The sequence below is a fragment of the Pantoea latae genome (assembly GCF_002077695.1).
Classification (GTDB): Bacteria; Pseudomonadota; Gammaproteobacteria; order Enterobacterales; family Enterobacteriaceae; genus Pantoea; species Pantoea latae.
Window position 1 is genome coordinate 1 of record NZ_MWUE01000032.1, and the last position, 12311, is coordinate 12311.

Consider the following 12311-nt stretch of genomic DNA (forward strand, 5'->3'; position numbering starts at 1 on the left):
GGCATTTCGCAGCGCTGAACAGAGTGAGTCTGCCAGGAGAGCCCGCAGGGATGCGGGCGAAAGGTGGGGCTGGAACAGGGATGTTCCATCCCCGCCGGTCCGTCAGGCAGGCGAATGGCGTGAAGGTACCGCGTCAGCGGCGCGAGGACCGCCCGCCTCTGAGCGGCCCCAGACTGCGTTATCCCCCCATGCTTAACGGGTAAGTATTACGCCTGATAAGGCGGCCTTTTTCACACTCAGGGTTACAGCCCTTTATGCGGCCCAAACACTTCATAGTGAATGCGTGACGCCTCTACGCCCGCGTCGCGCAGCTGACCGGCGACAAACTGCATAAAGCCCACCGGTCCGCACAGCCAGAACTGCGTGCGCGCATCCTGTAACCGCGCGGATTCGCTGGCCAGATCCATGGTGCCTTCGGCATCGAAACGGCCTGCGTCAGCGGCTTCCGGCACGCGATACCAGACGCGCTTAGTGAAATCGCGCAGGCGAGCGCCGGTTTGCGCCACTTCATCGGCAAAGGCGTGCTGCGCGCCGTTTTCCGTGGCGTGCAGCCAGGTTACCGGCGCGGCGTGCTGCTGCTCGGCAAGCGCGTGCAGCATCGCCAGCGTCGGCGTGACGCCGACGCCCGCCGAAATCAGCGCCACTGGCGTATCGGTTGCGACATCCATAAAGACGTCGCCGTGCGGCGCGGTCAGCTCCAGCACATCGCCCACCTGCGCCTTCTCATGCAGCCAGCCGGAAACGCTGCCCTGCGCGTCGCGCTTCACCGCGATACGGTAGGTTTTGCCGTTGCTGGTGTGGGTCAGAGAGTACTGGCGGTTCTGCTGAAAGGCGAATTCCACAGGATGCAGCTGCACGGTGAGATACTGGCCTGGCTTAAACGGAGCGACAGGGCCGCCATCCACCGGCGTCAGGGTAAAGCTCTTAATCACCGCGCTCTGCGCCTCGATGGCGCTAATGCGGAAGGCGCGCGTGCCGCGCCAGCCGCCCTGCAGTTGTTCGGTTTCCTGATAAATCGCCTCTTCGCGCTGGATAAACACATCCGCCAGCACGCCATAGGCGCGTCCCCATGCCGCCAGCACTTCCTCGCCCGGATTCAGCAGCTCTTTAATCGTCGCCAGCAGGTTTTCGCCAACGATGGCGTACTGCTCTGGCTTAATTAGCAGACTGGTATGTTTCTGCGCGATTTTTTCTACCGCCGGCAGCAGCGCCGCCAGATTATCGAGATTCGCCCCGTAGGCGCAGATGGCGTTGAACAGCGCTTCGCGCTGATCGCCGTTGCGCTGGTTGTTCATATTGAACACGTTTTTCAGTTCGGGATGCTGAGAGAGCATGCGGTCATAGAAGTGCGCGGTCAGTTTTGGCCCGACGGCTGCAACGGCGGGAAGGGTCGATTTCACGGTAGCGATGGTTTGGGCGTCAAGCATGGGAAGATCCTCGGGTTACTTAAAGTTGTATTTTAAATGCATGTTATAATCGCGCATCAAAGCTTGTAAATAACCCACAGGGAAATCAGGGGTTGCCGGTGGCAAGCTTTAGGTACAAATTGAAAAAATCTGCGTCACAACCTGAGGAAAAATCGTGGTAATGCCAGCAGGCGGAAAAGCGTAAAAAACCTTTGCCAGCGGCGAGCCAATCGTTTGCGTGCCAGGGCGAATTGGCGCTACCGTCCCCTGGCAAAACGGTTTACACTGTTGGCCTTTGCTCCTTAAGGGAGCCTAAACCGCCGTTAAAAAGTTAGCTGAGTCAGGAGATGCGGATGTTAAAGCGTGAAATGAACATTGCCGATTATGATGCCGAGTTGTGGCAGGCGATGGAGCAAGAGAAAGTGCGTCAGGAAGAGCACATTGAACTGATTGCTTCTGAAAACTACACCAGCCCACGTGTAATGCAGGCGCAAGGTTCGCAGCTCACCAACAAATACGCGGAAGGGTATCCGGGGAAACGCTACTACGGCGGTTGTGAATATGTCGACATCGTTGAGCAGCTGGCTATCGATCGCGCTAAAGCGCTGTTCGGCGCCGATTTCGCCAACGTGCAGCCGCACTCCGGCTCACAGGCTAACTTCGCCGTCTACACCGCGCTGCTTCAGCCGGGCGACACCATTCTCGGCATGAACCTGGCGCACGGCGGTCACCTGACTCACGGTTCGCCGGTCAACCTCTCCGGCAAGCTTTACAACGTTGTGCCTTACGGCATCGATGAGAGCGGTAAAATCGACTACAACGAACTGGCCGAACTGGCGAAAACCCATCAGCCGAAAATGATCGTCGGCGGCTTCTCAGCCTATTCCGGCGTCTGCGACTGGGCGAAAATGCGTGAAATCGCTGACAGCGTCGGCGCTTACCTGTTCGTCGATATGGCGCACGTAGCGGGCCTGGTCGCCGCTGACGTCTATCCGACGCCCGTGCCGCACGCGCACATCGTCACCTCGACCACCCATAAAACCCTGGCGGGTCCGCGCGGCGGCCTGATCCTGGCGAAAGGCGGCGACGAAGACCTCTATAAGAAACTCAACTCTGCCGTCTTCCCGGGCGGGCAGGGCGGTCCGCTGATGCACGTTATCGCCGGTAAAGCGGTGGCGTTCAAAGAGGCGATGGAGCCGGAGTTCAAAACCTACCAGCAGCAGGTGGCGAAGAACGCCAAAGCGATGGTGGAAGTGCTGATCGAGCGCGGCTACGACATCGTCTCAGGCGGTACCCATAACCACCTGTTCCTGATCGATCTGGTAAGCAAAAACCTGACCGGTAAAGAAGCGGATGCCGCGCTGGGCCGCGCCAATATCACCGTCAATAAAAACAGCGTGCCGAACGACCCGAAAAGTCCGTTCGTCACCTCTGGCGTGCGTATCGGGACCCCTGCCGTAACCCGTCGCGGCTTTAAAGAGGCGGAGGTGCGCGAGCTGGCTGGCTGGATCGCTGACGTGCTGGACAACGTTAACAACGAAGCGACCATCGAACGCATCAAGCAGAAAGTGCTGGACGTCTGCGCACGTCTGCCGGTTTACGCCTGAGCATTTAGCGTGTGACCGCGATAAAGGATGGCCTCGGCCATCCTTTTTTATTGCCGTTTTTAGGCTAAAGTAGCGCGCAATTCTCATTATGGACGTTTACTGCGGGAGGCAGAATGGCGATCGGCTCGGCAAAATGGCTCGGTCTCGGCTATTTCACTTACTTTTTTTGCTACGGCATCTATTTGCCTTTTTGGGGCGTCTGGCTAAAGGGCATTGGACTCGACGCGGAAAAAATCGGTCTGCTGCTCGGTTGCGGCATGGTGGCACGCTTTATGGGCAGCCTGCTGATCGCATCGCAGGTCAAGCATCCGGCGCAGCTAATTACCGCGCTGCGGCTGCTGGCGCTGATGACCTGCCTGTTCGCCGCCGGCTACTGGGTCGGGCAGCAGTGGCTGTGGCTGCTGCTGGTGATGGTGGGCTTTAATCTCTTCTTCTCGCCGCTGGTGCCGCTCAGCGATGCGCTGGCCGCCACCTGGACGCAGCAGATTGGACTGAAGTACGGCCCAGTGCGGCTGTGGGGCTCGCTGGCGTTCGTCATCAGCTCGGCGCTGACCGGGCTGCTGGTGAATCACTGGTCGTCGCAGGCGATTCTGGCGCTGCTCTCCGTCGGCGTGCTGGCGATGCTGGGCGGCATGCTGTTGCCGCCGCTTACCCAACCGCAGGGGGAAGAGCGCCACGGCGCGGCCGGCGGCGGCTGGCGGGCGTGGCGCGATCTGCTGCGTGAAAACAGCGTATGGCGCTTTATGCTGTGCGTCACGCTGCTGCAGGGGGCACACGCCGCCTATTACGGCTTCAGCGCCATCTGGTGGCAGCAGAGCGGCTACTCCTCTTCGGTGGTGGGCTATCTCTGGTCGCTTGGCGTAGTGGCGGAGATTGTGGTGTTCGCGCTGAGCAATCGCTTGTTCCGTCGCTGGCGCGCGCGCGACCTGCTGCTGCTCTCTGGCCTCTGCGCCCTGGTGCGCTGGTCGCTGCTGGGGGCAACAACGGCGCTGCCCTGGCTGATTGTGGGACAGATCCTGCACTGCGGCAGCTTTACCGTCTGCCATCTGGCGGCGATGCGCTTTATCGCCGCGCGCAGCGGACCAGACGTGATTCGTCTGCAGTCGATCTACTCGGCGCTGGCGATGGGCGGCGGCATCGCGGTGATGACCATGATCTGCGGCGTGCTGTTTACTCCGCTGCAGGGCCACCTTTTCTGGCTGATGGCGCTGGTAGCGCTGCCGGCGCTCTTTTTGCGTCCGCGCGCGGCTTAAGCTTCCAGCAGCGCCCGAATACGCTGCTGCTGATGTTCGCTCAGCGGCAGCTCGGCGTGGATCAGCGGCGGTGAATAGAGCGGCAGCGAGGTTGCGTAAGGGGAGATCACCAGCGCAATCTCGCGCGGCGCGCCGTCGCGCTGGAAGTCCGCCATATCCTGATACTTGATATTAATCGGCAGCAGGGAGATTTCGCGGATCTGCTGCTCTAGCTGCTGTTCAAGGCAGGGATCGTCGCCGGTCAGCAGCAGCACCTGCTTCTCCTGCAGCGCGCTCTCCTGCATCAGCCAGGCGCCGAAGATCACCGCAATCAGGCTCACCTCTTCCTGACTGAAGCGCAGATTGTAATGGGCCTCAAAATCAGTCAGCGCCTGCTGCGTGGTGCGCAGCAGGCGCGGATAAAGCTTCGTCACCTCCAGCGCCACGCTGTTATCAATGCCGATACCGAAATGAGAGCGGTCGAGTGCCTGCGCCAGATGAGTATAGAGCTGCTCTGTCAGTTCCTGAGGTTCGGCGAAGCGCAGCGCCGCAAGCTGTTCGAACGCGGCAATAAGCCGCTGCGTTGCCTGCATCAGACGCTGGCTGGCAGGATGATGCAGCGTATCGGGACCCGGCGCGTGGATCAGGCTGAACAGCAGCGTCCAGAAGTCCGCCTCGCTGATATGCGGCGCCAGATGGCAGCGCTTTTGCCAGTGAAGAATGACATCCATCGCCGCCTCGCGCTCATATTTTTCCTGTAGCCAGGCGAGCTGGCGCGCGTTGAACAGAGCGGGCTGGCGCTGCATCAGGCCGTACTTCATAAAGATTTGCAGAAACAGGCGATCGCGCGCGCTAAAGTCGCGCGACAGCTTCAGGCTGCAGTGCTGGATCAGCGCCTGGAGGTTGATCTCGTCGTAGAGCGCCTTCTCAATTTTCATCACCTTGAGCCGCTGCCGCAGCGGCGCGGCAAAATGGTCGCGTACGAAAGCTTCAGACAAGCGTAGCCCGCGCCGCAGCCAGTGCAGCAGGCAGAGTCGCCGATCCAGCTCGGTGCCGTGAATACGAAAGCTGCCGTCCACCATCTGGTGCAGTTCCAGCTGGTGATAGCGCTGTATCTCCTCCCCGACATCTTCGATATCCTGTCGGGCGACGGCAGCGTCAACCCCATTCAACTGACAGAGTTTTTCAAGCGTGAGCGCGGGCGTGGGAAGATATAACAGCAGCAGCAAATGGCAACGGCGCTGTGATCGGGTGAAGAGTGGTGCCGAAGAGGGAGCAGAACTCATCAGTCTAGATTCCAGCGGTCCGGTATTGCGCTAAGAATAGCCAATGGCGAAAAAGCCTGCGGCTCTGGTCTGGTTTTTTCTGCAATGCTTCAGCACGGGTCACAATTTTTTGTTACTTATATGCGCTTTCAACGAGGAATGTAACTTTATAACATTATGAGAGGCCTTCTTTTAACGCTACTGCTGCTGATGAGCGCGGCCAGCTCCGCCCATCCGCACAGCTTTATCGACATGAAAACCGAACTGCTTGCCGACGGCGAGAGATTTACCGGACTGAAAATGAGCTGGACGATGGACGAAATTACCTCAGCCGACCTGCTTTATGACGCGGGCAACGCGAAGCCGGGCAGCGAGGCGTGGAAAAAGCTGGCGGCAGAGGTCATGGCGAACGTGCTAGGACAGCACTACTTTTCCGAGGTGTGGCACAACGGCCAGCGCGTCAAATTCCTTAATTTGCCGACCAGCTACGGCCTGTCGCGCAGCGGCAACAAAGCGGTGCTGGACTTTACCTTGCCGCTGGCGGAGCCACCCTTGTTAGCGGACCAGCACTTCGAGATCCTGACCTTCGATCCCACCTATTTCGTCGATATGACCTATGAGAACGCCCGTGCGCTTAGCCTGTCGAAGGAACTCCAGGCGCGCTGTCAGCTTGCCCTGCAAACGCCGAAGCCGGACGATAACCTGAAGCAGTACGCGCTGTCGCTGGACAAAGCCGACGCGCCGCCCGAGCAGATGGACCTGGGGCGACAGTTCGCGCAAAAGGTGACGCTGACATGTCGCTAACGCTTTCCGCTTCCCGTGCGCGGCGCGTCTGGCCGCTAGCGCTGCTGGCCGTGGCGCTGGCGGGAGCCGCCTTCGCGCTGTGGCAGCACTGGCCGCAGATCCTGCTGCAAAGCGTTATCTGGCAGAAAGGGCTGCATCAGCAGATGACTCAGCTGCTGCAACAGGTCAAAACCGATCCCCGTCAGGCAGGCGCGATGCTGATGCTGTTCAGCCTGGCCTACGGCGTGCTGCATGCGCTGGGGCCGGGCCACGGCAAAGTGGTCATCACCACCTTTCTCGCGACGCATCCGGCGCGTCTGACGACGACGCTAAGGCTGACGTTGCTGGCGTCGCTGCTGCAGGGCGCCGTGGCGATTGGGCTGGTGACGCTTATGCTGGTGATATTACAAACCTCCTCGCGCCAGCTGCATCTGAGCAGCTACTGGCTGGAGAAGAGCAGTTATCTGCTGGTGATCGGGCTGGGTCTGTGGATCGGCGCGCGGGCAATAAATAGCCTGTGGCGCCAGCGGCAGCCGCGCGCGCCGGTGACAATCCATCGTCTGCGCGCCGCGCATCAGCACGACGCGTACTGCGGCTGCGGGCATGCCCATGTGCCGAGCGCGCAGCAGGTTGCCGGCGCGGTCAGCGTCAAAACCCAGCTGCTGCTGGTGGCATCGATGGGGCTGCGTCCCTGTTCGGGCGCCATCATGATGCTGCTCTTTTCGCGCGTTATCGGCGTCTACCTGTGGGGCGTGTTGTCGGCTGTGGCGATGGCGCTGGGCACGGCGCTGACCATTTCGGCTATCGGCCTGCTGGTGCAGCGTTCGCGGGCGCTGGCGCAGCGGCTGGGCGCAAACAGCGGCGCGGCTTCCACGGCGGCGCTGGCAATACCTCTGCTGGCGCTGGTCGGCAGCGCGCTGCTGATCGCGGCAGGCCTGGCGTTATGGCAGAGCGCCGCGCCCGGCATCGGCGGCGGCCTGCGCGCTTTCGCCTGAACGATATAGCAAGCGAAGCAGATAAAGTATTATTTTTTGCCTTTGCTTTATCGCGCTTTGCTTATCGCATGCTTTGCGCTGCGCTAATCGCACTATATTGCTGCGGATGGTGGTGAAAATAGTTTTCTCGTCTACGCTAAATAACACAACCGGATGTTATGTCCCTTTAATAATATTGATTATTTAACGTTGTCTGTTGCGAGGAGAACTACCATGCATGAAACCCGGATTAATAATGGTACAACAGAAACCATTACTGAAACGCACGCGGGATTACCGTTAAAACGTATTTCCTGGAGCGCAGTATTCGCTGGGGTAATTGGCGCGCTGATTGTCCATATTTTACTGACGCTGCTCGGCACCGCCATCGGCGCTACTACGGTCGATCCGCAGCAGGAACAAAACCCGCTGCAGCATCTTGGCACCGGTGCCCTGATCTGGACCGGCGTCAGCATGTTAATCGCGATGGCGGTGGGTAGCTACCTCGCGGGCCGTCTGGCGCAGCGTGAAGGCGCGCTGCACGGTCTGCTGATGTTTGGTCTGAGCACCTTATTTACCATCTGGCTGGCGGTCTCTTTAGCCAGCAGCCTGATTGGCGGCGCGTTCAATATTATTGGCGCGGGTTTCCAGGCGGTGGGCAGCGGTATTTCCGCCGCGGCGCCAACGGTCACCGATTATGCCAAACAGAAGCTGCAGGAAAATAATATCAATCTGGACGATCTGCAAAATGAATTGCAGACCACGCTGCGCCAGACCGGCAAACCTGAGTTGCAGCCTGAGAATTTAAAGCAGGATGCGAACAACGAAGCGAATAATGCGGAGAACCAGGCGAAAAACACCGCGCAAAATCCGCAGAATGCTGATACCGATATTACCAACTGGATTAGCGGCGTGATGAATCGTCATGCTGATACGCTGCAGGCGGCTGACCGCGACGCGCTGAAAAATATTATCAAGGCGCGCACCGGCAAAAGCGATCAGGAAGTTGAGCAGATCGTTAGCCAGACCGAACAGAGCTATCAGAAAGCGATGCAGCAGTATCAACAGCTGAAGCAGCAGGCAGAACAGAAAGCGCGCGAAGCGGCGGAGCAGGCTGCTGCGGCAACCGCGAAAGCGAGCTGGTACGCCTTCTTTATGCTGCTGATTGAAGCGGTGCTGGCAGGGGTGATGGGACGCGTAGGTCGTCGCACTCAGCCGCGTCAGGTACTGAGTCACGAACGTCGTTAAGATTGAGATGTAGCTAATAAAAAGGCGGCTGAAAAGCCGCCTTTTTTTATGCAAATACGCACTGATTCTGAAACGGGGGTGGCATAAACCGAAGAGCAAAGCGTCCCGCGCCATGGATGGCGCGGGCCGAGCGGTCAGGGATGACTCAAGCGACTTTGCGATCGGTTTATGCCGCCCACGTGGGCACGGAATCTATTTGAAAACAGCGGCTGAAAAGCCGCCTTTTTCATTTTAGCGCTTCAGCGCTTCGCTCAGCTCGTCACGCATGCTGGAGAGCAGCGATTTCACCACGCGCGGATTGCCCGCCACGATGTTGCCCGAGTGCATATAACCGTGGCCGCCGGTAAAGTCCGTGACCAGACCGCCCGCTTCGCGTACCAGCAGTTCGCCTGCGGCGAAATCCCACGGCTTCAGGCCGATCTCAAAGTAACCGTCGACGCGGCCGGCGGCGACATAGGCCAGATCCAGCGCGGCGGAGCCGGTGCGGCGGAAATCAGCGCACTGGGTAAACAGCTTCGCCACCAGGTTAATATAGGCAGGCGCGTGCTGCTTGGTCTTGAACGGGAAGCCGGTAGCGAGAATAGTGCCGTCGAGGTCGCGCGCGGTGCTGCCGCGCAGACGATAGCCGTTAAGCTGCGCACCCTGACCACGTACCGCGGTAAAAAGTTCGTTGCGCATCGGATCGTACACCACGGCCACTTCGGTGCGGCCTTTGATGCGTACGGCGATAGAAACAGAGAAATGCGGCAGGCGTTTGATAAAATTGGTGGTGCCATCCAGCGGATCGATAACCCATTGAATGTCCTGATCGTCGCCCGGCAGTTCGCCACTCTCTTCCGTTACGATAGAGTGCTGCGGGTATGATTTGCGAATCACTTCGATAATCAGTCGTTCTGCATCACGGTCAACATTGGTAACAAAGTCGTTGCTGCCTTTCTGGCTCGCTTCGACCGCGTCCGGGGTTTCATAATTCTTGGCAATCAGGTTGCCGGCCTTGCGCGCAGCGCGCACGGCGATGTTGAGCATCGGATGCATCGGTATCTCTCACTGGATGTTAAAGAACGAGGAAAAACGGCGCGGAGTATAGCAGCGCGTTCTTTAAATGTCTCGACTTATGTTAGCATGCTGCCCATCATTTCCTCACTGACGCCAATCTATGCTGCATAACATTCGAATCGTACTGGTGGAAACCTCTCACACCGGCAACATGGGCTCCGTGGCCCGCGCCATGAAAACCATGGGCCTGAGCAATCTCTATCTCGTTAACCCGCTGGTCAAGCCTGACTCGCAGGCGATCTCCCTGGCGGCGGGCGCCAGCGACGTTATCGGCGATGCCCAGATCGTCGATACGCTTGACGAGGCGATCGCCGGCTGCAGCCTGGTGGTCGGCACCAGCGCCCGATCCCGCTCGCTTCCCTGGCCGATGCTCGATGCGCGCGAATGCGGCGTAAAAAGCGTGGAAGAGGGCCAGCAGGCGCCGGTGGCGCTGGTGTTTGGCCGCGAACGCGTCGGCCTGACCAACGAAGAGCTGCAAAAGTGCCACTATCACGTCGCCATTCAGGCCAACCCGGAATACAGCTCGCTCAACCTGGCGATGGCGGTGCAGATCATCGCCTATGAAGTGCGTATGGCGTGGCTGACGGCGCAGGAGAAGGCGCAGCCCGCGCCAGAATATGCTGAATCGCCCTATCCACTGGTGGACGATCTGGAGCGCTTCTATCACCACATGGAGCAGATGATGCTCAACAGCGGATTTATCCGCGAGGGCAATCCAGGCCAGGTGATGAGCAAGCTGCGTCGCCTCTACACGCGCGCCCGTCCCGAGCGCGACGAGCTGAATATCCTGCGCGGCATGCTCGCCTCGTTTGAAAAGCGCAAAGGCGAGAAAGAGTAGTTGAGTAAATTACTCGGTTAAATAGTTGAGCAAAATAGTAGGTTAAATAGTTGACCAAAACACTCGGGAATGTCAGACTTCGGCTATCTTTTGCTAATCCTCCGATAACCGGACGCTATTGAGGTAGTACGCTATGAGACTGACATCCAAAGGACGTTACGCCGTTACCGCCATGCTGGACGTTGCCCTGCATTCCCATGAAGGGCCGGTTCCGCTGGCTGATATTTCCGAGCGTCAGGGCATTTCGCTCTCCTATCTGGAGCAGTTATTCTCGCGTCTGCGCAAGCACGGCCTGGTGGCCAGCGTGCGCGGCCCAGGCGGCGGCTACCTGCTGGGCAAAGCGTCGAACGCCATCGCGGTGGGTGAAGTGATCACCGCCGTCGATGAGTCGGTTGACGCCACCAAGTGTCAGGGCAAAGAGGGTTGCCAGGGCGGCGAACGCTGCCTGACGCACGTGCTGTGGCGCGATCTCAGCGTGCGCATCAGCGAGTTCCTCAACAACATCACGCTGGCTGAACTGGTGAATAACCAGGAGATCCTTGACGTGGCCGATCGTCAGAATACCCAGGACAATCGTCGCTTCCAGAACAATCGCGTTCAGGAAATCAACGTCAATCTCCGCGCCTCCTGATCCCCCGCTTTGCGGCCCTTACTGCTAACGCGGTCAGGGCCGAATCTGCTATAAAGACGTATGATTTTCGATACGGAGCTTTAGCGCAATGAAATTACCGATTTACCTGGATTATGCCGCTACCACGCCGGCCGATCCGCGTGTGGCCAGCAAAATGATGCAGTTCCTGACGCTGGACGGCACCTTTGGTAATCCGGCTTCACGCTCGCACCGTTTCGGCTGGCAGGCGGAAGAGGCGGTAGACGTTGCGCGTAATCAGATCGCGGAACTGGTCAACGCCGACCCGCGTGAGATCATTTTCACTTCCGGCGCCACCGAATCCGACAACCTCGCCCTGAAAGGCGCCGCCCATGCCCAGCGCGCGCGCGGCAACCACATCATCACCAGTCAGACTGAACATAAAGCGGTGCTCGACAGCTGCAAACAGCTGGAGAGCGAAGGCTTTAGCGTCACCTATCTGGCACCGCCCGCTAACGGCATCATTACGCCGGATGCGGTGCAGGCGGCGCTGCGCGACGACACCGTGCTGGTGTCGCTGATGCACGTCAATAATGAGATCGGGGTGATCCAGGATATCGCCGCCATCGGCGAAATCTGTCGCGCGCGCGACATCCTCTTCCACGTCGACGCCACCCAGAGCGTCGGCAAACTGCCGATCGATCTCAGCGAACTCAAGGTCGATCTGATGTCGTTCTCCGCCCACAAACTCTACGGGCCGAAAGGCATCGGCGCGCTCTACGTGCGCCGCAAACCCAAAGTTACTCTCGACGCGCAGATGCACGGCGGCGGACACGAGCGCGGCATGCGCTCCGGCACGCTGCCGGTGCATCAAATCGTCGGCATGGGCGAAGCCTTCGCGCTGGCTCGAGAGGCGCGCGACAGCGAAATGGCGCGGCTGGCGACGCTGCGTGCGCGCCTGTGGCAGGGACTGAGCGCGCTGGACAACGTGCAGCTCAACGGCGATCTGGCGCAGAGCACGCCCACTATTCTTAATGTCAGTTTCGCAGGCGTTGACGGCGAATCGCTGATTATGGCGTTAAAAGACCTGGCGCTCTCATCGGGTTCGGCCTGCACCTCCGCCAGCATGGAGCCCTCTTACGTGCTGCGCGCCATCGGGCTGGACGAGGCGCTGGCGCACAGCTCGCTGCGCTTCTCTCTTGGCCGCTTCACCACGCAAGAAGAGATCGACTACGCGATTGCGCTGGTGCAAAAGGTGGTGACCCGCCTGCGCGCGCCCGTGTCCGCCGCACGATAATAGTCGCGCTGCTGTC

General features: G+C 59.4%; 11 protein-coding genes. 8 read left to right on the plus strand and 3 right to left on the minus strand.

Translation table 11 applies throughout. The features are described from left to right. Nucleotides 1–242: 242 nt before the first annotated feature. Complete coding sequence (gene hmpA, locus B2J69_RS19645) at nucleotides 243–1427, minus strand: NO-inducible flavohemoprotein (protein WP_081141453.1); 1185 nt, start codon at nucleotides 1425–1427, stop codon at nucleotides 243–245. A gap of 332 nt (nucleotides 1428–1759) precedes the next feature. On the opposite strand from hmpA, the gene glyA reads away from it, so the two are divergent. Together glyA and B2J69_RS19655 are read left to right on the plus strand one after the other, a co-directional pair. Further along, nucleotides 1760–3013 (plus strand): serine hydroxymethyltransferase, encoded by a 1254-nt coding sequence (gene glyA, locus B2J69_RS19650; protein ID WP_081141456.1) that lies wholly within the window; start codon nucleotides 1760–1762, stop codon nucleotides 3011–3013. A 113-nt stretch (nucleotides 3014–3126) separates the two neighbouring features. Beyond that, entirely contained in the window at nucleotides 3127–4266 is a 1140-nt protein-coding gene (locus B2J69_RS19655) for a 3-phenylpropionate MFS transporter (protein WP_081141459.1), read from the plus strand. Here B2J69_RS19655 and csiE read toward each other — a convergent pair. Further along, on the minus strand, nucleotides 4263–5531 hold the full coding sequence (gene csiE / locus B2J69_RS19660) for a stationary phase inducible protein CsiE (protein WP_081141462.1): 1269 nt from the start codon (nucleotides 5529–5531) through the stop codon (nucleotides 4263–4265). The two genes, B2J69_RS19655 and csiE, sit on opposite strands and share 4 nt — an antisense overlap. 156 nt (nucleotides 5532–5687) lie before the next feature. On the opposite strand from csiE, the gene B2J69_RS19665 reads away from it, so the two are divergent. From B2J69_RS19665 to B2J69_RS19675, 3 genes are all read left to right on the plus strand, one after another. After that, a complete protein-coding gene (locus B2J69_RS19665) occupies nucleotides 5688–6314 on the plus strand; it encodes a DUF1007 family protein (RefSeq protein ID WP_081141464.1) in 627 nt (208 codons plus the stop codon). Beyond that, nucleotides 6305–7288: a nickel/cobalt transporter gene (locus B2J69_RS19670; protein WP_081141467.1), complete on the plus strand. Its 984-nt coding sequence runs from the start codon at nucleotides 6305–6307 to the stop codon at nucleotides 7286–7288. Before B2J69_RS19665 ends, B2J69_RS19670 begins: the two co-directional genes overlap by 10 nt. A 213-nt stretch (nucleotides 7289–7501) precedes the next feature. Further along, nucleotides 7502–8515, plus strand: a complete 1014-nt coding sequence (locus B2J69_RS19675) for an MFS transporter (RefSeq protein ID WP_081141469.1) — start codon at nucleotides 7502–7504, stop codon at nucleotides 8513–8515. Between the two features lie 231 nt (nucleotides 8516–8746). Here the strand turns inward: B2J69_RS19675 and suhB are convergent, their stop codons facing one another. Next, nucleotides 8747–9550: an inositol-1-monophosphatase gene (gene suhB / locus B2J69_RS19680; protein ID WP_081141471.1), complete on the minus strand. Its 804-nt coding sequence runs from the start codon at nucleotides 9548–9550 to the stop codon at nucleotides 8747–8749. A gap of 121 nt (nucleotides 9551–9671) precedes the next feature. Between suhB and trmJ the strand changes: the two genes are divergently transcribed. The 3 genes from trmJ to B2J69_RS19695 all read left to right on the plus strand — a co-directional run bounded on the left by trmJ (nucleotide 9672) and on the right by B2J69_RS19695 (nucleotide 12295). Further along, a complete protein-coding gene (gene trmJ / locus B2J69_RS19685; protein ID WP_081141473.1) occupies nucleotides 9672–10409 on the plus strand; it encodes a tRNA (cytosine(32)/uridine(32)-2'-O)-methyltransferase TrmJ in 738 nt (245 codons plus the stop codon). 133 nt (nucleotides 10410–10542) lie between these two features. Further along, on the plus strand, nucleotides 10543–11040 hold the full coding sequence (gene iscR / locus B2J69_RS19690; RefSeq protein WP_081141475.1) for a Fe-S cluster assembly transcriptional regulator IscR: 498 nt from the start codon (nucleotides 10543–10545) through the stop codon (nucleotides 11038–11040). 88 nt (nucleotides 11041–11128) lie between these two features. Continuing rightward, complete coding sequence (locus B2J69_RS19695; protein ID WP_081141477.1) at nucleotides 11129–12295, plus strand: IscS subfamily cysteine desulfurase; 1167 nt, start codon at nucleotides 11129–11131, stop codon at nucleotides 12293–12295. Nucleotides 12296–12311 lie beyond the last annotated feature (16 nt).

Excerpts from the sequence above, each read along its gene's own strand:
- B2J69_RS19665 (WP_081141464.1), top strand. The coding sequence starts at position 5,688 with ATGAGAGGCCTTCTTTTAACGCTACTGCTGCTGATGAGCGCGGCCAGC.
- B2J69_RS19655 (WP_081141459.1), top strand. The coding sequence starts at position 3,127 with ATGGCGATCGGCTCGGCAAAATGGCTCGGTCTCGGCTATTTCACTTAC.
- suhB (WP_081141471.1), bottom strand. The coding sequence starts at position 9,550 with ATGCATCCGATGCTCAACATCGCCGTGCGCGCTGCGCGCAAGGCCGGC.
- csiE (WP_081141462.1), bottom strand. The coding sequence starts at position 5,531 with ATGAGTTCTGCTCCCTCTTCGGCACCACTCTTCACCCGATCACAGCGC.
- hmpA (WP_081141453.1), bottom strand. The coding sequence starts at position 1,427 with ATGCTTGACGCCCAAACCATCGCTACCGTGAAATCGACCCTTCCCGCC.
- glyA (WP_081141456.1), top strand. The coding sequence starts at position 1,760 with ATGTTAAAGCGTGAAATGAACATTGCCGATTATGATGCCGAGTTGTGG.
- B2J69_RS19670 (WP_081141467.1), top strand. The coding sequence starts at position 6,305 with ATGTCGCTAACGCTTTCCGCTTCCCGTGCGCGGCGCGTCTGGCCGCTA.
- B2J69_RS19695 (WP_081141477.1), top strand. The coding sequence starts at position 11,129 with ATGAAATTACCGATTTACCTGGATTATGCCGCTACCACGCCGGCCGAT.
- iscR (WP_081141475.1), top strand. The coding sequence starts at position 10,543 with ATGAGACTGACATCCAAAGGACGTTACGCCGTTACCGCCATGCTGGAC.
- trmJ (WP_081141473.1), top strand. The coding sequence starts at position 9,672 with ATGCTGCATAACATTCGAATCGTACTGGTGGAAACCTCTCACACCGGC.
- B2J69_RS19675 (WP_081141469.1), top strand. The coding sequence starts at position 7,502 with ATGCATGAAACCCGGATTAATAATGGTACAACAGAAACCATTACTGAA.